Origin of the sequence: Belliella marina (genome assembly GCF_042682445.1) — a bacterium.
GTDB classification, from domain to species: Bacteria; Bacteroidota; Bacteroidia; order Cytophagales; family Cyclobacteriaceae; genus Belliella; species Belliella marina.
Genome location: NZ_JBHUHR010000027.1, coordinates 85,050 through 105,329 on the forward strand (window position 1 = coordinate 85,050; position 20,280 = coordinate 105,329).

24 protein-coding genes and 1 tRNA gene are annotated in these 20,280 nt (G+C 41.1%); 5 read left to right on the top strand and 20 right to left on the bottom strand.

What is annotated here, in order from left to right; all coding sequences use genetic code 11:
- Positions 1 to 608: 608 nt before the first annotated feature.
- Together ACFSKL_RS10055 and ACFSKL_RS10060 are read left to right on the top strand one after the other, a co-directional pair.
- Positions 609 to 986 carry a hypothetical protein gene (locus ACFSKL_RS10055; RefSeq protein ID WP_376885884.1) on the top strand — a complete coding sequence of 126 codons (378 nt, stop codon included), beginning with the start codon at positions 609 to 611 and terminating at the stop codon, positions 984 to 986.
- 65 nt (positions 987 to 1,051) lie between these two features.
- Positions 1,052 to 1,525 carry a Clp protease ClpB gene (locus ACFSKL_RS10060; protein ID WP_376885886.1) on the top strand — a complete coding sequence of 158 codons (474 nt, stop codon included), beginning with the start codon at positions 1,052 to 1,054 and terminating at the stop codon, positions 1,523 to 1,525.
- 199 nt (positions 1,526 to 1,724) lie between these two features.
- Here ACFSKL_RS10060 and ACFSKL_RS10065 read toward each other — a convergent pair whose 3' ends face one another.
- The 7 genes from ACFSKL_RS10065 to ACFSKL_RS10095 form a co-directional block, all read right to left on the bottom strand.
- A complete protein-coding gene (locus tag ACFSKL_RS10065; RefSeq protein ID WP_376885887.1) occupies positions 1,725 to 2,885 on the bottom strand; it encodes a 6-bladed beta-propeller in 1,161 nt (386 codons plus the stop codon).
- A 63-nt stretch (positions 2,886 to 2,948) separates the two neighbouring features.
- Entirely contained in the window at positions 2,949 to 3,152 is a 204-nt protein-coding gene (locus ACFSKL_RS10070; RefSeq protein ID WP_376885888.1) for a hypothetical protein, read from the bottom strand.
- Between the two features lie 316 nt (positions 3,153 to 3,468).
- Positions 3,469 to 4,128: a phosphatidylserine decarboxylase family protein gene (locus ACFSKL_RS10075; RefSeq protein WP_376885890.1), complete on the bottom strand. Its 660-nt coding sequence runs from the start codon at positions 4,126 to 4,128 to the stop codon at positions 3,469 to 3,471.
- Between the two features lie 82 nt (positions 4,129 to 4,210).
- A complete protein-coding gene (locus ACFSKL_RS10080) occupies positions 4,211 to 5,488 on the bottom strand; it encodes a Glu/Leu/Phe/Val family dehydrogenase (RefSeq protein ID WP_376885892.1) in 1,278 nt (425 codons plus the stop codon).
- A 74-nt stretch (positions 5,489 to 5,562) separates the two neighbouring features.
- Entirely contained in the window at positions 5,563 to 6,420 is an 858-nt protein-coding gene (locus ACFSKL_RS10085; RefSeq protein ID WP_376885894.1) for a phosphatidate cytidylyltransferase, read from the bottom strand.
- Positions 6,404 to 6,610 (bottom strand): putative signal transducing protein, encoded by a 207-nt coding sequence (locus ACFSKL_RS10090; protein WP_376885896.1) that lies wholly within the window; start codon positions 6,608 to 6,610, stop codon positions 6,404 to 6,406. Before ACFSKL_RS10090 ends, ACFSKL_RS10085 begins: the two co-directional genes overlap by 17 nt.
- On the bottom strand, positions 6,594 to 7,493 hold the full coding sequence (locus ACFSKL_RS10095) for a CPBP family intramembrane glutamic endopeptidase (RefSeq protein ID WP_376885898.1): 900 nt from the start codon (positions 7,491 to 7,493) through the stop codon (positions 6,594 to 6,596). The genes ACFSKL_RS10090 and ACFSKL_RS10095 overlap by 17 nt, the downstream gene beginning before the upstream one ends.
- 89 nt (positions 7,494 to 7,582) lie before the next feature.
- Here ACFSKL_RS10095 and dusB point away from each other — a divergent pair, with 89 nt between their 5' ends.
- Positions 7,583 to 8,572 (top strand): tRNA dihydrouridine synthase DusB, encoded by a 990-nt coding sequence (gene dusB, locus ACFSKL_RS10100; protein ID WP_376885900.1) that lies wholly within the window; start codon positions 7,583 to 7,585, stop codon positions 8,570 to 8,572.
- A gap of 11 nt (positions 8,573 to 8,583) precedes the next feature.
- Positions 8,584 to 9,501, top strand: coding sequence for a DMT family transporter (locus ACFSKL_RS10105; protein ID WP_376885902.1), 918 nt, complete (start codon positions 8,584 to 8,586; stop codon positions 9,499 to 9,501).
- 237 nt (positions 9,502 to 9,738) lie between these two features.
- On the opposite strand, the gene ACFSKL_RS10110 is transcribed toward ACFSKL_RS10105, so the two are convergent.
- The 10 genes from ACFSKL_RS10110 to ACFSKL_RS10155 all read right to left on the bottom strand — a co-directional run bounded on the left by ACFSKL_RS10110 (position 9,739) and on the right by ACFSKL_RS10155 (position 18,575).
- Positions 9,739 to 10,635, bottom strand: a complete 897-nt coding sequence (locus ACFSKL_RS10110) for a hypothetical protein (protein WP_376885904.1) — start codon at positions 10,633 to 10,635, stop codon at positions 9,739 to 9,741.
- A 96-nt stretch (positions 10,636 to 10,731) separates the two neighbouring features.
- Complete coding sequence (locus tag ACFSKL_RS10115; protein WP_376885906.1) at positions 10,732 to 11,808, bottom strand: DUF3810 domain-containing protein; 1,077 nt, start codon at positions 11,806 to 11,808, stop codon at positions 10,732 to 10,734.
- A gap of 4 nt (positions 11,809 to 11,812) precedes the next feature.
- Positions 11,813 to 12,394: a NifU family protein gene (locus ACFSKL_RS10120; protein WP_376885908.1), complete on the bottom strand. Its 582-nt coding sequence runs from the start codon at positions 12,392 to 12,394 to the stop codon at positions 11,813 to 11,815.
- A gap of 229 nt (positions 12,395 to 12,623) precedes the next feature.
- Entirely contained in the window at positions 12,624 to 13,283 is a 660-nt protein-coding gene (locus tag ACFSKL_RS10125; RefSeq protein WP_417281968.1) for an outer membrane beta-barrel protein, read from the bottom strand.
- Between the two features lie 10 nt (positions 13,284 to 13,293).
- Complete coding sequence (locus ACFSKL_RS10130; protein WP_376885912.1) at positions 13,294 to 13,497, bottom strand: hypothetical protein; 204 nt, start codon at positions 13,495 to 13,497, stop codon at positions 13,294 to 13,296.
- Positions 13,498 to 13,553: 56 nt separating this feature from the next.
- Complete coding sequence (gene gltX / locus ACFSKL_RS10135) at positions 13,554 to 15,092, bottom strand: glutamate--tRNA ligase (RefSeq protein WP_376885915.1); 1,539 nt, start codon at positions 15,090 to 15,092, stop codon at positions 13,554 to 13,556.
- Positions 15,093 to 16,308: 1,216 nt separating this feature from the next.
- On the bottom strand, positions 16,309 to 16,680 hold the full coding sequence (rplS, locus tag ACFSKL_RS10140) for a 50S ribosomal protein L19 (RefSeq protein ID WP_241273863.1): 372 nt from the start codon (positions 16,678 to 16,680) through the stop codon (positions 16,309 to 16,311).
- Positions 16,681 to 16,772: 92 nt separating this feature from the next.
- Complete coding sequence (gene trmD / locus ACFSKL_RS10145) at positions 16,773 to 17,459, bottom strand: tRNA (guanosine(37)-N1)-methyltransferase TrmD (RefSeq protein WP_376885918.1); 687 nt, start codon at positions 17,457 to 17,459, stop codon at positions 16,773 to 16,775.
- A gap of 3 nt (positions 17,460 to 17,462) precedes the next feature.
- The gene (gene rimM, locus ACFSKL_RS10150; protein ID WP_376885920.1) at positions 17,463 to 17,993 is read right to left on the bottom strand and encodes a ribosome maturation factor RimM; all 531 of its coding nucleotides are present in this window, start codon (positions 17,991 to 17,993) and stop codon (positions 17,463 to 17,465) included.
- Positions 17,994 to 18,008: 15 nt separating this feature from the next.
- Positions 18,009 to 18,575, bottom strand: coding sequence for a 30S ribosomal protein S16 (locus tag ACFSKL_RS10155; protein WP_376885922.1), 567 nt, complete (start codon positions 18,573 to 18,575; stop codon positions 18,009 to 18,011).
- A gap of 334 nt (positions 18,576 to 18,909) precedes the next feature.
- Here ACFSKL_RS10155 and ACFSKL_RS10160 point away from each other — a divergent pair.
- Positions 18,910 to 18,981 (top strand) — tRNA-Arg (locus ACFSKL_RS10160).
- 388 nt (positions 18,982 to 19,369) lie between these two features.
- On the opposite strand, the gene ACFSKL_RS10165 is transcribed toward ACFSKL_RS10160, so the two are convergent.
- The 3 genes from ACFSKL_RS10165 to ACFSKL_RS10175 are packed head-to-tail and all read right to left on the bottom strand — an operon-like array spanning position 19,370 to position 20,232.
- The gene (locus tag ACFSKL_RS10165) at positions 19,370 to 19,609 is read right to left on the bottom strand and encodes a hypothetical protein (RefSeq protein WP_376885924.1); all 240 of its coding nucleotides are present in this window, start codon (positions 19,607 to 19,609) and stop codon (positions 19,370 to 19,372) included.
- Positions 19,610 to 19,640: 31 nt separating this feature from the next.
- The gene (locus ACFSKL_RS10170; protein ID WP_376885926.1) at positions 19,641 to 19,844 is read right to left on the bottom strand and encodes a hypothetical protein; all 204 of its coding nucleotides are present in this window, start codon (positions 19,842 to 19,844) and stop codon (positions 19,641 to 19,643) included.
- On the bottom strand, positions 19,825 to 20,232 hold the full coding sequence (locus tag ACFSKL_RS10175; protein WP_376885930.1) for a DUF5675 family protein: 408 nt from the start codon (positions 20,230 to 20,232) through the stop codon (positions 19,825 to 19,827). The genes ACFSKL_RS10170 and ACFSKL_RS10175 overlap by 20 nt, the downstream gene beginning before the upstream one ends.
- Positions 20,233 to 20,280 lie beyond the last annotated feature (48 nt).

The following is a 20,280-nucleotide window of genomic DNA, read 5'->3' on the forward strand; positions in this document are numbered from 1 at the left end:
TGATATTCACTAGATGCTATTCCTTTTTTATGCATATACCCTTCTTTGCTAGTTAAATAGGGGTTGCTGAAAAAAATTAGAGATAGCCATATATAATAATTTTACAGGTCGCTCCTATGGAGCTTTTTTACACTATTCTATTTAATTTCTACAAACAGGTAGTCCCGATGGGACTTTTCAATTTGTGGGGTCTTCATTTTTGCTAAAAACATTTGAGTCAATAGCTCCGTCGGAGCTTACTGTTTATAGCAAAATAAAGTTCAAGAATCAATGAAGTTCCTTAGGAGCGACCTATTTTCTCAATAAGTTCAAAGTTGAAAAATAGATTCATAATATGATTATCCGCTACTTTGCCAGTAATGAAGTAAGCAAACCATCATGTTGCCCAAATCAGGAAAATCGCTTTTACTCAAAAACCTTTCGAGGGCTGTCCAATTTGATGGGTTGGTCTGTGGGGACACATACCAAGGTGATTAAGTTCAAACCCTCGAAGGGTTTCTCACTTTGAAATTATTTAAAGAAATTTCCCTGTTGTCCAAATACCCAAATTGCTTTTTAGGGATATAATCTCTATCTTATTTCACATTAAAAACCCAAAATAGAATCATATGAAAGAAAAGCTGAATACCTCCATACAATCTTTGAGCTTGATATTAGTGGCAGCCGGTCTTGCTTGGGTAGTCTGGTCTGGTGATACTACGATGAAGCAGATGTTGGTTTACCTGATCATCTTGGTCGCCGTTATCGAAATATTAAGCTTGTATCTGGTCAAAAGGATATATCCTGAAAGCCATACCTCATTCAAAATGGGAATGATAGCATCACTATTGATTCTGATCGGAATCAAGACTATGGCTCCAGGTTTTTTTATTCCATTGACTATTACAGTGTTTTCCGTGAATTTCCTCTACAATTTTTATACAAACAACAAAAGAAGGTCAGGGACATTCAGGAGGAGAAATGGGAAGAAAATGAAAATGAGATAGAAAAGGTGAATTCTACCAGATGGCACATTATTTGATTTCAGCTGAATGAATCACCAGACATTCAAATGAAAAAGTACCTCCTAATAATTTTATTGATCATACCAATCAACTTATTTGCCCAAGCGAAATTGGATAAAATGCTTGATGAAAGGCAGTCCCTACATCAGCAGTGGCAAAAATCTGAAAGTAAGAAGTCTGGGATTTTTGGAAATAGGACAAAAAAAGACATGGTTGAGACAAACAATTGGATGGCAAGAATCATCCAAAAGGACAACCAGATCATGGATGAATTGAAAATGCTTGGTGAAATAGAGAAAACAGAGATTACTTACGAAAAAAACGATTATAAATTCATCTCCCAAAAGCAGGAAAGGGAAATCGCAACGCTAAAGAGGGCGCTGCAAGAAAAAGACACCCAAGTCGCTAAGAAAAAATCTGATAAAAGAACCTATGAATGGACGACTTTTATTTTCTTTTTATCCACTTTGACTTTGGGATATTTGTATTGGAAAAAAGTCAAAGGGAATTTTATTAGCTAGTCATAAAACTGAATATATCAGAAGTTGTTATTTAACCACAACGTACACAAAGGTTTCACAAAGGACACCATCACCTTGGTCGGTGTCCACACCGACCAATCCGCCTAAATAGGACAACCCTCGAAGGGTTCCTCACTTTGAAGTTGTTAAAAGCAATTTCCCTGCTCTCCCAGAACAATCATTTTCATAAGATTTTTCCCTACTTCAATTCAATCTCTACCAATACATGATAATCGCTTTTTAGTTTTTCTTTGTTTTCTTGAAAAAAGCCATGAATATTATTGGGGTCAGCTGATACATTTTTCCCTTGAAACGTTTCTATATAACTGTTATAGATCCGGTTGGATGGGAATAAACAAACAAAACCAACTTCGGAACAAGTCCATGGATAATAGTTTAGCGATAAGTCATCTATATCATTGATGAAATTTTTAGCTTGATAAATCACTGATAGAGAGTCATTTAGTAGTAATAAATGGTCGTCTTTGTTCCCTTGCCGGAAAGTCGCTAGAAAAGAGTTTTTAATAGGTGTAAATAACCCTATATTTTCCGTTATTGAGTTATCTTCTACATAGGAGAGTCTTTTCTGATGATTCTTGAAAAATTCAACCCTTTGTGCATCGTCTAATCTGTTTTTCCCCACGTCAAATTCAATTAGCTTATTGTAAATACCCAAACTATCAAAAATAGCTATATTATATGAAAATGGAATATTAAATAAGATTTGATTATTAATTTTATTCTTAATAAAACCAATTCTGTCTCCATGTCTCAGATCTTCAAAACCTTTCCTAATATCAACAAAACCTTGTATATCTGAGTTTTCTGTGCGTATAAAGTTGTAATTTTCCCAACTAGTTTTATTGTTCATGTACTCTAATATGAAGATTTCTCCTCTGAAAAACTTAGGGCCATCAACATATTGCCTTATTTCCTCAATGAAATTCCCGTCCAAATCATATGTTAAAATTTTCCCAAGTATTCTATCCTTAATAAATAGTTTGTTGTTATTGATGCAAAAATCTTCAAGTAACTCAAACTCAGAAGAACCTTTTCCGGTAGAAATTATCGAATTGACCAATTGCCCAGATCTATCAAAGATCAATAGATTGCTAAGTGCACGATCTTCAACGTAAATCCTATCATCATGGAAAACGATTTTATATGGTCGAACTAAAGGTGTTTCCTCAGGAGGGTCCAAAAGGATGTAGTTGATGTTGTGTGCAATGTCGGAGATGGGCCTAACCTCTGATTCCGAAAGGTCTATTTGTATTTTTTGAGTTTCAAAATCCGGTAACTTTTCACTACAGCCATGAAAAGCTAAAACTGAAACGAAGAGCAAAAAAAGAAGCCTATTCATATTTGGGGATTATTATTAATTTAAAAAGGAAGGGGTGAACCTTCCTTTTTAAGAATACAGCTTTTAGCAAACAGTTTGATCTGACACAGAACATGATTCATTGGGGTCAGGTCTACAAACCTTCCACTCACTCCCATCAGAACAAGTTTCGGATTCCATTTTGAAGCCCTCTACAGAATCACCTTCATCTCCCTGTCCTGAGGAAGTTGCAATAGAAATGGAAAAGCAAAAGGCAGTCAATAATAGAAATGTTTTAAAATGTTTCATAACAATATGTTTTAAATAGAAACTAAGAATAAATTCATTTTAAATTAAGGAGTTTTAGGGTCAAATACAAATAAATATTCTGAAATAAATACAAAAAACTAAATTTGAACTCTCTGTATTGTTTGTAAGTATCTGATAATAAACATATTGTTTTTTTAGCAAGTCTAATTAAATCTATGTTTTATACAAGGAAAAACTGCATACAAGGTTTTGACCTGACAGGTTTATCTTCTTAATTGTACAACATGGATACATAATTCAAAAAAACACAATCAGGTAAGGGGGAAACTCTAAACCATCTTCCAACAGCCAATCTTTATCTCAACCTTGCAATAGGCGTCCTACCTCCTTTGGTTTTTTGGTCGATATTTACCAAGATCTCTGCATCTAGTGGCAAAAACACATCTACCCTTGATCCGAACTTGATAAAACCAAATTCACCACATTGCTGCAATGGAGTACCTTCAGAGACATACCATTTGATTCTCCTTGCCAATGCCCCTGCGATTTGCCTGACAAGCAACTTTGTGCCATTGGGCGACTTGATGACCATGGTGGTCCTTTCATTCTCAAAGCTGGATTTGGGGTGCCAAGCGACCAAATATTTTCCCGGATGGTATTTGAAATATTCTACTATCCCTGCGATCGGGGATCTATTGACATGCACATTGATGGGCGACATAAAGATGGACACCTGCTTTCTTTTCTCTTGTAGGTATTCGTCTTCAAAAGTTTCCTCGATCACCACAACTTTTCCATCTGCAGGAGCAAAGACCATTCCCTCTTCCTGTCTGATAGGGACAAATGGGCTTCTAAAAAACTGCAATATGATCAGGTAAAACACCACACTTCCCAGCAAAACCAAATTCAGCAAAACCTCTTGATCAGGCAAATAATAATATAATGCATAATTCAGGGCTGATAATATCAGCAGCAACCAAAAGAGTAGGGATCTCCCTTCACGATGTATAGACATAAATCAATATTTTCTAAATGTAAAAAGGTGTGAAAGACCAATCTTCCACACCTCAAATATAGTAAACTTTCTTTAGGTGCGATTAGAAGCCACCCCTATAAGTGTAAGTCTTGGCAACTTTATCAATGGCAACAATATATGCGGCTATCCTCATGGGAACATCATACTTGATAGATGCTTCATAGACATGGTCAAAGGCATCTTTCATAATCCTGTCGGATCTTCTGTTTACCCTTTCGGCAGTCCACTTATAGCCCAATCTATTCTGTACCCATTCGAAATAGGAGACTGTTACCCCACCTGCATTTGCAAGGATATCAGGGACAGCCATGATGCCTTTTTCATTGATGATGGCATCGGCTTTCGCAGAAGTAGGGCCATTGGCTCCTTCCACGATCAGTTTGGCTTTGATACGATCCACATTGTGGATGGTGATGACATCTTCCACGGCTGCCGGTACCAATACATCCACATCCAATTCCAAAATCTCCATCGCATCTGTCAATTTCTCAGCGCCTTTGAAACCTTCCAGAGTGCCATTGTTGCCATCCCTGTATGTGATGGCATCTTGGATATTGATTCCCTCGGTATTGTAATACGCCCCGGAAATATCAGATATGGCAACGATTTTCAATCCTCTCTCTTCCAATAAAAGGGATGCCCAGGAACCTACGTTCCCAAATCCCTGTACAGCACAGGTGGCTTGAAAAGGGTTGATTTTCAGCTTTTGCATAGCTGCCAGTGCAGAGACCATCACACCCCTACCTGTAGCTTCGGTTCTTCCCAATGATCCACCTAATACCAGTGGCTTTCCTGTTACCACCGCATTTACAGTCATGCCATGTGCTTTGGAGTATTCATCCATCAACCAGGCCATTTCCCTGGGGCCGGTACCCATATCAGGAGCTGGGATATCTTTGTCTGGTCCAAATACATCGATCATTGCAAGCGTGTATGCACGCATCAATCTTTCGATTTCTCCTTTGGACATTTCCCTCGGATTGCACTTTACACCGCCTTTGCCACCACCGTATGGGATGTCTACCACGGCACATTTCCAAGTCATCCAGGCAGCGAGTGCTTTTACCTCATCCAAGTGCACATCCGGGGCAAATCGGATTCCTCCTTTTGCCGGGCCAAGGATATTGGAATGTATTACACGAATACCTTCAAATACCTGGATTTTTCCATTATCCATTGTGATTGGCAAGGATACAATAACTTGTTTTGCGGGGTTTTTTAAGACGTTGTAAACTTCATCTGAAAGTCCTAGTTTTTCAGCTGCAAGGTTAAACCTTTCCATCATTGACTCCAAAGGATTTTCTGAATCCTTTATCGGTGCCGGTTCAATGTAAGCCATATTTGGGTATCTTTATTTGAGCTTTGAATTATGATACAATATTAAGGAGTATTTTTAATAAGAGATAGGCATTTTTAAAAGATTTTCAAAAACGCAGCTATAAATGGGGCTGATAATAACAATCCGTCAAAACGATCCATAAAGCCACCATGTCCCGGAAGGATTTTTCCGGAGTCTTTGATCTCAATACTGCGCTTGAAAAGGGATTCTATCAGATCCCCATAAGTACCCGCAATAATGATGATTCCAGTAATGCAAAACCACTGCCATTCTGGTATGGCATTAAAATATTTGCTCAGAAAATAAGTAGTGGTAAAGGCTAGGAATGCACCGCCGAGAAATCCTTCCCACGACTTTTTGGGAGATACCCGCTCGAATAGTTTTGTCTTCCCAAATTTTGTCCCAGCAAAATAGGCACCTGTATCAGATGCCCATAATATAAACAAAGAACCAATGATGATCTCATAATGAAATGTCCCATCAATCGAGAAAGCTGCCAAATTCAACATGGAAAAAGGAACAGCTACATAGAATATTCCCAAGAAGGTGAATGCTACTCCGGTAAAGGGTTTTTTATCTGATTTCCTGTAAAGCTTGATGAAAAACACCAATGATGCCAATGGGAAAATCAGAAAGTAATATTTGTCTTGAAGATGCTGTAACTCTATCAAAAATGTCAAAGCAAATATGGCAAAACCAAGAAAAGTGCCGAAGCTCTTTAATGGCAACATTCCATCCAGCCCCGAAAGCTTGTAAAACTCCATTTGGGAGAAAATCAAAATGATGCCAAATATTAGAAAATACAACCATTCACTGTAGATAGAACCTGCTACGATCACAGATGCTCCAATCAAGGCAGTTATTACCCTTTGTCCCAAATTACTGTAATTGTTGATGTTGAATCTTGATCTTAACTTAAAAGGCGATCTCATTCTCGATGATTTTTGTTGCGTTGGAAGAATCCTCATTGGGAACCATGACTTCGTAATATCCGTGGATTTTGTAGGCAGATTCCTTTTTGTTTAGGATCACTGCGCCTATTCCATGGGATTCCAGGACTCCCTTCACTATTTCGACCCTTACGGGAGATTCATCTTCGAATATCTTAATCCAATTTTCCATCTATCATTTTAGGTTTATTCATTTCTTTGAAAACATTCAATCCAATCAATAATATCAACAATCCAACTATTGCTATAGGAATGGAAACGGAATCCGTTTCCTCAATATCAAAATCCAGTTTGCCTAATTTACCCATGTAAACAAGAACCAATGTAGTGGTATTGTTTAATATATGAGCCAATATCGGATAAATTAAACTTCCTGAATATAAATATAAATACCCAAATATTGCCCCCAGGAGCATTCTTGGGAAGAATCCGTAAAACTGAAAATGGATGGCAGAGAATACGAATGCCGCCAACCAAATCCCAACGTGTGCATTGCCCGTGTATTGCTGAAATTTGGGCTGTAGTACTCCCCTGAACAAAAATTCCTCTCCCAGTCCTGCCAATACCCCCACAACCAATATTCCCACCAAGAATTGCGAATGATTATCAAAGTCCGTGATGTATTTGGTAATAGCCATGGCTTGGTCTTCCTTTTCTTTTGCCCAATTTTCAAAAGAGCTTAAAAATTCCGGTAAGACTATATTGCTGTTCCAGTCTATCAATAGCGCATTGAACATCATCCCCCCTGCCAAGAGGATTATCATCAATAAAAATCCATTGAACTTAAATTTGGCTAATTGTTGTTTCCAACCTAAGTCAGCTTTGTCTATCAATTTGGCAACCAAAAGTGCTGCGATGAAAAAGGATAGTCCTGCACCGATTCCCTGAACAAATAGTATTGCAATCCTTGCGTTTGGGTTGGTGCTGCTTCCGGATAGAATGGCAATCAACTCATCCATAGGTATTCCGAAAATCGGATTTACCAAAAAGAGTGAAATGCCTTGCAAGATCGCCATCACCCCGAAAGTAACCAAGACGATAACAACTAATGACAAAAACCAGTTACTTTTGCGAGCAATTGGGGCTTGGGTTTTATAAATCTCCATAATTACGGTAAATTTACAAGATTAAATAGATTTGAGAAGTGGTAAAGATAGGAAACTTAGAATTAGGTGATTTTCCCCTGCTCTTGGCTCCCATGGAGGATGTGAGTGATCCCCCATTCAGGGCAGTGTGCAAGGAAAATGGGGCGGATTTGATGTATACGGAATTCATCAGTTCAGAAGGCCTTATTAGGGATGCTGTCAAGAGTGTCCAAAAGCTGGATATTTATGATTATGAAAGACCGATAGGGATCCAGATTTTCGGAAATGAAATTGAATCCATGCGGGAAGCTGCGGCTATAGCGGCGGAAGCAGGGCCAGATATCCTGGATATCAATTATGGTTGCCCTGTCAATAAGGTTGCCTGTAAAGGTGCCGGTGCCGGGATTCTTTTGGATATAGATAAAATGGTCTCCATGACTGCCGAGATCGTGAAGGCGGTGAATATCCCTGTTACTGTCAAGACGAGACTTGGTTGGTCTCAGGACACCATCAGAATCGTGGAAGTAGCCGAGCGGCTTCAGGATGTAGGAATCCAGGCGATCAGCATCCATGCCCGTACGAGACAGCAAATGTACAAAGGGGAGGCAGACTGGTCCTATCTGAATTTGGTAAAAGAAAATCCACGATTGCATATCCCGGTATTCGGCAATGGAGATATAGATTCTCCCCAAAAAGCAAAAGAGTATAAGGATAAATACAATGTAGATGGAATGATGATCGGTAGGGCAGCTATTGGTTACCCGTGGATTTTCAATGAGATCAAGCATTTCTTGGCTACTGGAGAGGAGCTCAAGGCTCCAGGCCTGGAAGATAGAATCAATGTGACGAAAAAACACCTTGATTTTTCTGTACAATGGAAAGGCGAAAAACAGGGGATATTGGAAATGAGACGCCATTACACAAACTACTTTAGGGGAATGCCTAATTTCAAGCCATTTAGAACTGAAATGGTCACTGCGGATACCTATGAGCAAGTTTCTACGATCCTTGATCAAGTAGCTGAGGTTTATGCTGATTATCAATTTTAATATGATCCATTTTGTCAGGGAACCAAAACTCGCCTAGGGATATCCAGGCAGAAGGGGCATTGAAAGCATGGGGATTTTTGATAATCCTTGCGCTGATATGGGGAAGCTCTTTTATTTTGATAAAGAGAGGCCTCGAAGTCTTTTCTCCAGGGGAAGTTGGGGCTTTTAGGATCGTGGCTGCTGGTTTGGTTTTACTCCCCTTATCTATCCCCAGGCTAAAAAACCTCAACAAAAGGCAGGTCAAAAACCTGATTATAGTTGGACTTGTGGGGAGTTTTATCCCTGCATTTCTATTTGCAAAAGCACAGACGCAGCTCAGCAGTTCCCTGACCGGGGTATTCAATGCCATGACACCCTTGTTTGTTGTGATCATTGGTGCGCTCTTTTTCAGGTCCAGAATTACCAAAAGGAATGCAATAGGGTTGTTGATCGCATTGGTTGGGGTAATCTTGCTATTGATTGTCAAGGAGGGGTCTGTATTTGGGACATTTACTGATATAAATTCCTATGCATTTTTTGTGTTGCTGGCATGTGCCTGCTATGGTGTAAACCTCAACATTATCAAATATAGGTTTGTAGAGCTCAAGCCGGTAGCAATAACGGCCATTTCTTTATTGATGGTCTTGCCTGCGGCATTGATCTACTTATTTGCCTTTACTGACTTTTCTTTCAAATTGACACAAGTGGAAGGGGCTGTGGAGGCTGCCGGATATTTGACGCTCCTTGGGGTGTTGGGGACTGCTTTGGCATTGATCCTGTTCAATATCATGGTAAAAGTAGCAACCCCTGTCTTTGCGAGTTCCGTGACATACCTGATCCCCATCGTAGCGATTATGTGGGGACTTTTTGATGGGGAAGTCTTATTGTTGGGGCATTATTTTGGGATAATGGCCGTAATCTTTGGTGTTTGGATCGGAAACAAAAAATAATTTGAGTATCCGCTATGTTGCTCGTTCGGTTAGAGGAGGCTTTATCGGATTCGGATACTCGTCAACAGTCCACAGAACCTCATGTCATTCATCCAACAATATTATTGTTTGCCTACGTGCAAGAAAGTGGAGAGCCATATTCTATATTTCAACCCATACCTTACCAATTGGTTATGTGTTTATAAGCAGACCCCACCTACCCGTTTGGTAGGAGGCAAGTTCAGGGCATGACAGGCATTATAAATAGGGCATGTATTTCTTGATTTCTTTGTTAGACATTTCTGATGTTATCCATTTTTTTGGATGTACAGAAATCATTTTGAAACCATTTTCGGGTTTCAGGCTCGATTTAGAACTGCTGACAAAGGCAACTTCCATATGCTTTTGTTTCAGGTTGTAGCCATCCTTCACTGTAATCAATCTTACAAATCTCACATAGGGGTCTACTTGTTGGTCTAAAACCGCCGATTCTGCCAATTCCATTCCGGGGTATACTACATCGCCTACTTTGACCCTGGATGTTTTTGATCTGAAAACATACAATCTTGAGAATGTGCCATCCTCATGATAGAATTCTATAAAATTATTTTCCTCCTCAAAGCTGTCTTGATCCCAATTTGCATTTTTGTTATCATTGATCTGGGTCACAATGCCCTTTCTGGGTGCACAGATGAAGGTCGGCTCTTTGAAGTGAATCATCACTCCGGCACTCTTTTTATCCAAGTCACCCAAGTCGATTTCTTCTTCTTTGATTGGCTTCGATACCGTTACCTCGATACCTTCTGGAACAGGGAGTAAAAATGGCATGTTGTCATTGAAATTCGGATTGTATTTTCCACGGACAACTTGACTGGTGTATTCCAATTTCAAAGGTTTGGCCGGGTCTTTTATTTTCATTTTTGCCAAAACGTTTTTACCCGGCTGGGCAATAAAATACCTCCCACTTACTTCCCTTATTTCTAGGTTTTCAAACTCTTGTAGGTTAATGATTATGGAATATGGAAAAATATCGGAGTTTTCTGAAACCAGGATTTTTTCACCATTTTTATCCTTTTTAATGTACAAATTGACCTGGGCATTTACTAATGATGGGAAAAGTAATGCGGCAATCAAAATGCAAAATATTCGATTCATAATACTAAATTTCGGTAAAATTAACATTTTAATTTCACAATTAACAATTTTTGCTAAGTGGATGGTATCAGTAATACGCTAAAAATTGATGAAAGGTTAATTCATCGTTTTGATTCGTTCACGCCAAGCATATGCTAGCATAGGTAATTGTTGATAGCTCATAACACCTGCTTTTACCCCTTGTGTTTTGAGAAACAGGTCGTTGGATTTTCGGCTGAGCTCCAAGTTCAATGGTTTGTTGGTTTCGGAATTCTTGCTGATGGAAATCAAGTCATTTTTTATACCAACAGGAATCGTTTTGTAAAAATGAGTATACAATTGCTTGGACATTCTGTAAAGATCATTCATCTGGTAACGAAGCAGTTTCAATTGGGCTGAGTATTGAAGCAATACATCGTCACTGTTTGAGCCTATGACCCATGCGATAAAATTGGCTTCGCCTTCATCAGTCACACCATAGCTGTGGGCCATTTCGTGTGCTATGGTAAATGGTTTTTCCAAAGGGTGCAGGGTTGGGTCTATGTAACTTTCTCCGGTGTATGGAAAGTAAATCCCCAAGATCCCCATTTTCCTCATGAATCCGGCAGGGTAAAATTGCTTCGTCCTAGGTTCTCCTGTGAAGTTCATTCCCAGCAGATACAAGTGCTCACGCATATTTGCCCGCACCAACTTCTCCAGCTCGTCATACTCCATGATGGACTCTATCGCCAAGGTATCGCTTTGTATGTCAGGCCTCAGTTGGTTAAGGATATTTCTGGTCAATTCTATTTCTTTGATCAGCTGCTCTTCATCCAATGGCTTAGGGTTCATTCCTATTTGTTCAAAAACCGGGATTCTCTGGTAATTGAAGCCCCACAATACCAGGAAAAAGAACACCAAGGCGCCCAGGTAGTTGGAAATGGATCTGATGGTGTAGCCAACCCTGTTCTTCCAGCCATTTTTTTTGATGAAATGATATACAAACAGACCAATAAATATGAAAACAGAGACAATAAAAATATACACTGTCGCAAATGGAAGTTTGGAGAGTGTCATGTCAATCAGGTTTCTCACTCCCGGGAAAAACTTTCTGGAATAGAGCTCTTCGGTTTTTTCGGGGGATTTAAGCGCAAAATGCCTGACCAATATACTGATCAGGCCAAGTAGAGACCAAGTCCAATTTCCCCGAAACATCTAATTAAACCCCTTCGGCTACAACTTCCTTGACTTCCGGAAGCATACGAGTCAATAGATTTTCGATTCCTGCTTTCAATGTTACCGTGCTTGAAGGACAGCCTGAACAGCTACCTTGGAGTAAAACCTTGACAACACCCTCATGAAAGCTATGGAAAACAATCGCACCACCATCCTGCTCGACTGCTGGTCGGATATATTCATCCAATATCCCCTTGATTTTCTTCACTGTCTCCGAGTCATTTTCATCGAAAAGAGGATCTTTATCAAATACGGCATTTACAGCTGGCTTGCCAGACTCCAGATAAGTTTTGATATGGTTACGGACAATGTCCTGCAGCTCTATCCATTCAACGTCCTCTTTTTTGGTAACGGTCACAAAATTGGACGCAATGAATACCCTGTCAACGTTGGCAAAATTAAACAATTCATGCGCAAGCGGGGAATTCTCTGTGCTTTCCTGATTTGGGTAATCAAAACTGACCCCATCATCAGCCAACATAAAATTCACCACAAACTTGAGTGAATTCGGGTTGGGATTGGCTTCCATATAAATTGTAGTAGGTCTTTTCTGTGCTTGTAACATAAGGCATTGATTGATTTTGTGTATATGAGCTTGTTTAGACTTTATCCTTTGGCCTGCAACTGCGCCTCTTTCGCCCATGCTTCGGCTATTTTAGGGAATGTAGCGGCGGCTACAACCCCGAAAATGAGCCCCGATTGAACGAAAGATTCATCAATATCGGCTTCAAAAACAAAACTTAAAGAAGCTCTGATAACTTAACAGTTGTCAAGCTATTTAGTTCCTTTTGTGGCTAATTTTGCCACTTCGGTTTGATAATTTGAAAAAGGTAAGCCAAGGTAAATTCCAAGTTGGTAGAAGTCATGTCAAAAACACGGCCTCTTGTCTCTGGTCGGTTGAAATCATAGGAAAACCTCACTTCACCTACCAAGGTACTTTTTCCAAAAAGCTTGGATAATCCAGCACCTGCTGATAGGCCATAAAGGAGTTTCCTGGGGTTGTCGCCTACATCTCCATAGGTTGGGAGTACTCCCGGGGTCTCGTATTCCCTAACAGGATCTGCTGCGCTCAGCATGTACCCTATATGTGTCCCCACTTTGATATGAAACCGTCCCTTGTTCCCAAAATAGAAATTCGACATAAATGGCACTTTTACATAGTCGAAAGTGGTCTGGTTGGTTCGGTTCAGCGTGTCTCTTTGCGTATAGCCCAGTTGTAAGTATTGAATCTCGATTTGCGCACCGGCATTTTTTGCCAGGAATTGTTCAATGACTAAGCTGTAGGTAGGTGCCGTAATACCACCTGTACGGGTGACTGTGGCACCAGGCCGGTGTCTATAGCTGTAGCTGGAGGAGGAATACCCCCCACGAAAACCAACGCTGGTTTGCGCACTTAGATTTTCACTGACCAAGCCCAAAAGCAAGAGCAAAAGTAAGGTGAACGTATTTTGCATTTTCACCTCTTTATTTCTTTTTCCCTTTTTTGATTTCATCAAGATCTTCTCTGTCCTTCAATTTCTTGTCTTCCACATTGTTGTTCAAAAACTCATTGAGCTTATCAATCGGAAAACTGCTCGAAATCTCACCAAAGGAATCGATGTTCATTTGGAAGCCTTCGAGGTCTTTGTGGACTTTTGGATTCTCTTCTTTTTTGGGTTTTTTCGCCATTTTCTTATTGGTTATAACTGGAAGCAGCCTTTTATTGGCTGCTTCCAGACCTGTGTTTATTCCTGAATCTTTAACGTCTCCAATGCGAAGGATATTCTATTCATAAGTTCTTCCTTGCCAATGATGGTGAATACAGCCATCAAATCCGGTCCAGCTCCCACACCTGTGATCGCCAATCGAACCGCCTGCATGACCTTGCCAAATTTGATTTCGTTCTCTTCAGCTGAAGCTTCCAGAAGTGCTTTTGCAGATTCTGGTGTCAAACTTTCTCCATAACCCGCCAACTTTTCCCTGTAAGCTGTCAAGACTGTAACTGCATCGGTATTCCATTTTTTGGAAGCCACATTTTCGTCGAATGATGTCGGGGCTATCAGCATAAATTTCCCTTCTTTCCAAAGATCGGAAGGGAACGTCGCCCTTTCCTTCATGATGGCAGCTATTTGGGCCGCTTTGTTTGGGTCTACAGATAGTCCTTCTTTCTCAACATCCGAAATCAGATAACTGGCCAGCTCTTCATCAGATTTGTTTCTCAGATATTGCTCATTGTACCATTTAGCTTTGTTGATATCGAATTTGGTGCCTGATTTTCCGATTCTGTCTATGGTAAATGCCTCTACCAACTCATCCAAAGAGAATATCTCTCTATGGTCTCCCGGATTCCATCCCAAGAATGCCAAGAAGTTCAAGAAGGCATCAGGAAGGTAACCCGCTTCTTTGAAGCCGTCAGCTTTGTCGCCTGTGTTCGGGTCTGTCCAATCCATCGGGAAAATCGGGAAGCCATGTTTGTCCGCATCTCTTTTGGACAGCTTTCCATTTCCGTCTGGCTTCAGCAAAAGTGGCAAATGTGCAAACTGTGGCATGGTATCTTCCCAGCCAAAATACTTGTACAACAAAACATGGAGTGGGGCAGAAGGCAACCATTCTTCACCACGGATCACATGGGTGATTCCCATCAGATGGTCATCCACAATGTTCGCCAAATGGTAAGTAGGCATTCCATCAGATTTCATCAGAACTTTGTCATCCAAGGTGTTGGAATGGACCATTACCCAGCCACGGATCATATCGTTTAGCCTAACTTCTTCCTTTCTTGGGATTTTGATTCGGATTACATAGGGTTCTCCAGATGCCAACCTTGCCTTTACTTCATCTTCCGGCAAAGTCAGGGAGTTTTTCATCTGGGTCCTGGTGATGGAATTGTACTGTGGGGATACTACCCTGGCTGCAGTCAACCTTTCGCGCATGGCATCCAATTCTTCAGAAGTGTCAAATGCATAATATGCGTGGCCTTTTTCCACCAAGTCAAGGGCGTATTGCATATACATCGGCTTGCGTTCAGACTGTCTGTACGGGCCACAATCGCCAGGATTCCACGGACTTTCTTCGGGAGAAATGCCCAACCACTCCAAAGATTTTTGGATGTAATCTTCAGCGCCTGGAACAAATCTAGTCTGGTCGGTGTCTTCAATTCTCAAAAGAAACTTACCGCCCATTTTTTTGGCAAAAAGATAATTGTAAAGAGCAGTTCTCACTCCTCCGATATGTAAAGCTCCTGTTGGGGATGGTGCAAATCTTACGCGTACTTCTCTATTCATTTGATGTGATTTTCTTTTTATGAAAATTTGGTGATTACTCTCGAAATGAGTTCTTCAAATACCAATTAGCAAAGATAAACAAATCATGGAGCGAAACCTTATTTTTATGTAGTTAAGAGAGGGAAATCGCTTTTATCCAAAAAACCTTTCGAGGGTTTGAATTTGATTACCTTGGTCGGTGTCCCCACCGACCAATCCAGCTAAAGTGGGACAACCCTCGAAGATTCTCACGCTCATTCACTTCTTGTCATGATTTTATTTGACACTTTTTCTTTATAAATTGAAGAAGTTCAACCCACTTCGGGGTTGTTGTTTCTTGTGTCATCATTATTCCCCCGGTTTCACCGGGGGTTATTCAAAGTTCAACCCTCTCGGGGTTGATTTTATGGCACTCGCTTCTTTTTGTCTCAGATTTCTTGTGTTATCATTGCTCCCCAGGTTGCGACCCGGGGTTATTCAAAGTTCAACCCTCTCGGGGTTGATTTTATGGCACTCGCTTCTTTTTTGTCTCAGATTTCTTGTGTTATCATTGTTCCCCGGGTTGCGACCCGGGGCTCCGCCACGGCGGACAAGTTATTGAAAGTTTAACCCCATTCAGGGTTGATTGTACCTCTCGCTGTCACGTCCTGATATTACTTGATATTTTCTTCCTTTCCTCCAGCCCCCATCAATATTCGACCCCTTCAGGGTCGTTAGGGGGTGATTTCGTCATTCCCAATCCCCCTGTTTCACTGGGGGTTATTCAAAGTTCAACCCTCTCGGGGTTGATTTTATGGCACTCGCTTCTTTTTGTCTCAGATTTCTTGTGTTATCATTGTTCCCTGGGTTGCGACCCGGGGCTTCGCCACGGCGGACATGTTATTGAAAGTTTAACCCCATTCAGGGTTGATTGTACCTCTCGCTGTCACGTCCTGATATTACTTGATATTTTCTTCCTTTCCTTCAGGCCCCATCAATATTCGACCCCTTCAGGGTCGTTAGGGGGTGATTTCGTCATTTCCGATCCCCCGGTTTCACCGGGGGTTATTCAAAGTTCAACCCTCTCGGGGTTGATTTTATGGCACTCGCTTCTTTTTTGTCTCAGATTTCTTGTGTTATCATTGTTCCCCGGGTTGCGACCCGGGGTTACTCAAAGTTTAACTCCATTCGGGGTTGGGTAAACGAAAAAAGGAAACCGTTTCGGGTTTCCTTTTTTTTGTTTGGTAATGAAGACACCTTAGGCGTCTTTTCTCACTCTGATCTTTTCTCTGATCTTAGCAGCTTTACCTTGACGTCCTCTCAAGTAGAACAATCTAGCTCTTCTCACTCTACCTTCTCTTAGCAATTCGATCTTGTCGATTGATGGAGAAAGGATAGGGAAAATTCTTTCCACACCGATTCCGTTGGAGATCTTTCTTACAGTGAAAGTTTCACCGTTGGTATTTACATTTTTTCTTTGTATTACAGTACCTTGGAACTGCTGAACACGCTCTTTGTTACCTTCTTTGATCTTTACGTGAACATTGATGGTATCACCTGCCTTGAAAGAAGGGAAAGAAGCTCTTAGCTCTTTGTATTCCGCTTCTACAAATTTAATTAGTTCGCTCATAGCTTTGTATTTTATGTGCTTGTAGCAACTACACCGCAGTGCAGTCTTCTGTTGAATTCATTTATTTTAACGCTTGATGCTGTTATCGCCTTTCAGAGATCTTTTCCGTCCATCAGGTCGGGCCTTCTCTCTTTGGTTCGGCGAACCGATTGCTCAAACCTCCAATCATCGATTTTTGCTTGATGGCCTGACAATAATATCTCAGGCACTTCCATGCCATCGTATTCTGCTGGCCTGGTATATACCGGTGGGGCTAATAATCCATCCTGAAATGAGTCTGTCAATGCTGATGTTTCATCATTGAGCACTCCGGGGATCAGTCGGATGATGGCGTCAGTCAAGACTGCAGCTGCCAATTCCCCTCCTGAAAGGACAAAATCACCAATACTGATTTCTCTGGTAATGAATCTTTGCCTTACCCTTTCATCCACACCTTTGTAGTGTCCACAGAGCATGATCAGATTTCCTTTGAGGGAAAGTTCATTGGCCATCGACTGGTCGAATGTCTCTCCATCGGGAGTCAGGTAAATGACCTCATCATATGCTCTTTCACTTTTCAGGGCTTCGATACAGCGCGCAATAGGCTCAATCATCATGACCATTCCAGCACCACCTCCAAAAGCATAGTCATCGACCTGTTTTTGCTTGCCTGTGCTGTACTCTCTCAAGTTGTGGACCCTGACTTTAGCCAAGCCTTTGTCTTCGGCCCTTTTGAGGATCGAATGTGCAAAAGGCCCTTCCAGCAAGCCGGGAACCACTGTGATGATGTCTATACGCATCTTTTAGTCCTCTAAGTATATTTCAAGTAATCCTTCGGGGAGCAAACAGAAAACTTTCTTTTCCGCTTTGTCGACTTTTTGGACTATCCCGTCCTGAATGGGTATCAAGACTTCTTTTCCTTTGTAGTCAACCCCTATCAAATCTTGGGTTTGAAGATCGTAGATGACTTTTATTTCCCCGATCAAACCGAGTTTTTCATCTACCACTTCGAATCCTATCAGTTCATGGAAATAATACTGATCCTCTTCCAATTCTGCCAAAGCCGTGAGTGGGAGGTACAATTCAGAACCCACCAGTTTCTCTGCTTCGTCCATGGTATCGTGATCTTCGAATTTTGCGAGCATTTTGTTGTTAGGCTGCAAATCGAAGTATTCAAGAAAATAGGGAACCAGTCTGGATTTTTGGTCAATAAAGACATGCTTGAGGTCTTCATATTCTTCTGGAAAATCCACATCCAGCACTACTGTCACTTCTCCATGAAGTCCATGAACTTTAGAAATATAGCCCAATTGAAAGCAATTGTCTTTGTTCATGGTAGGATTGGGATATTAAGCTTGAGTTTCTTCACCTTCAGCAGAAGCCTCAGGAGATTCTGGTGCCTCTTCGGCAGCAGGTGCTTCAGCAGCAGCAGCCTCAGCGGCAGCAGCAGCTTTCGCTTCATCTTCCCTAGCTTTGATTGCGTCAAGTCTAGCTTGGTTTTTCGCAACTTCAGCATCAAGAGCCTTCTGACGGGCATCAGCTTTCGCTTGCGTCAATTTGTCCACTTTTCCAGTGATAGACTCTTCTTTGGAAGATTTCCAAGCTTCGAATTTGCTGTCAGCATCTTCTTGTGAAATAGCACCTTTCAATACACCGATTTGAAGGTGTTTCTGCAACAATACACCTCTGTATGAAAGCATCGCCTTAACAGTATCTGTTGGCTGGGCTCCATTCAACAACCACTTTAGAGCACGCTCATTGTTGATGTTGATAGATGCAGGGTCAGTGTTTGGGTTGTAGGTTCCCAATTTCTCGATAAAGCGTCCATCACGTGGAGCTCTAGCATCAGCTACTACTACGTCATAGATGGCCATTCTTTTTCTACCTCTACGCGCTAATCTGATTTTTACTGCCATATTATATTGATATTTAGTGAATTGATGGATCTCGTCCATCGTAATTTTTGGACTGCAAAGATAGGATTTTTTAATTGAAAGTCACAAGAGCGTAATAAATATTTGTAGAAATGAAGAATATTGGTTTAAATTGCGGTGTCGAAAGAGGAGTGATGCGGGGAAAAGTCCCCGAAGTGAAGGACAAGTCACATCACATCAAAATAATATGGCTGCGTACCTGCCTGCCGGTAGGCAGGGTTCAGCGGGTAGATCTAGCGTTTCCTACCTTTCGGCAGGCAAGGCTTCTTAGCAAGTCTACAAAAAGTTTTGAAGATGTATATAGTTTAAATAATATGGCTGCGTAGTTCAATGGATAGAACAAGCGTTTCCTAAACGCTAGATCTAGGTTCGATTCCTAGCGCGGCTACTTTTCAGTGGCCTAATAAACAGGTCAGGAACAAGCGTATCCTAAGGGCTAGATTTAGGTTCCCTGCCGGCAGGCAGGGATTCCTAGCGCTGCTACTTATTGAACCCCGAACAATTTTTACATTGTTCGGGGTTTTTTCATTTACGCGAACTCCGAATGTCAAACATCGAATGATGAAGTAAAGAAGATATACCTCACAATAACGAAACAGGGTGTAAGGTCTGTGTGGACACAGGTGTAATATATGGTCTATGGGGACACAAACCATGGGGTGGCAATTCTGAGTTAAACAAGAAAAAGGCTACCCGTGAATTCAGGTAGCCTTTCAAATTATTCAAAAAGAGACTTCAGAGACAGCCTCTTGGATTTAGTGAATCATAAATCCAAATCAATCTGCTGCCGAGATAGTATCGACTGTCACTTCTGACACGGAAGTAATTGCCACACCAGCAGTCAACAAATAACCAGCTATGGTAGTGACAACAGCTGGAAGGGCTACGGGGGCTGATAAAATCGCTGCCCCAATCCCTGCCAATGCCAGTCCTAGATTGCCCAGTTTTCGAAAGAAAGGAGGTGTAGGTTTCCCGAACCTGTTTTTGACCTCCAATATTGATGCATATAAAGACATATAATTAGAATTTAAGTTAATAGGCAAGCAATCAGAACTTGCCCGCAATAAATCTTCGGATATCTCCCTGCTCGACTTTGAGCCAAACACAGAGCTCTCTCAGGTCAACATAATCTTTGCGGAGATCACGGATGTCCTGAACCAAAAGCTTGAGAAAATAGGCTATTATGGAGAGAAGGATCGATAGGACTCCTCCTATTACCAATATGAACACACTATGCTGAAACTCCATCATTTATCATCAAAAATGTTGGATCATCAACAATCTCAAGCCAAACCCTATCCCCCTGCACAAGTACTTCCTGTAGGTTTTCGACTAATTTCAGAAATGCCAATCTGGAAAACTTAGCCCTACTGGTAATATTTATAACAGGAGAAATCGCATTCTGAGGAATTGTTTTTCCATTTGTGAGGGGTTGGAATCTTGCTATTGGGACTTCATTGTCTACCAATCGCAAATACCAGCCCCTCAATTCAGAATAATGGAAAATCACCTCGTAACAACCTTCCGGAATACAGCGGTTCTTAGGCAGCTCTAAAGTCTTAGCAAGCATCTTGCCCTGATAAGCGATGAGCCCCAAAGTCCTTCGTTTGCTGTATTTCCGGTGAAGTGACAACTTCATATGTTTATAATTTGGCTTATAATGACCACCCCAATTAGTCGGGGCAGG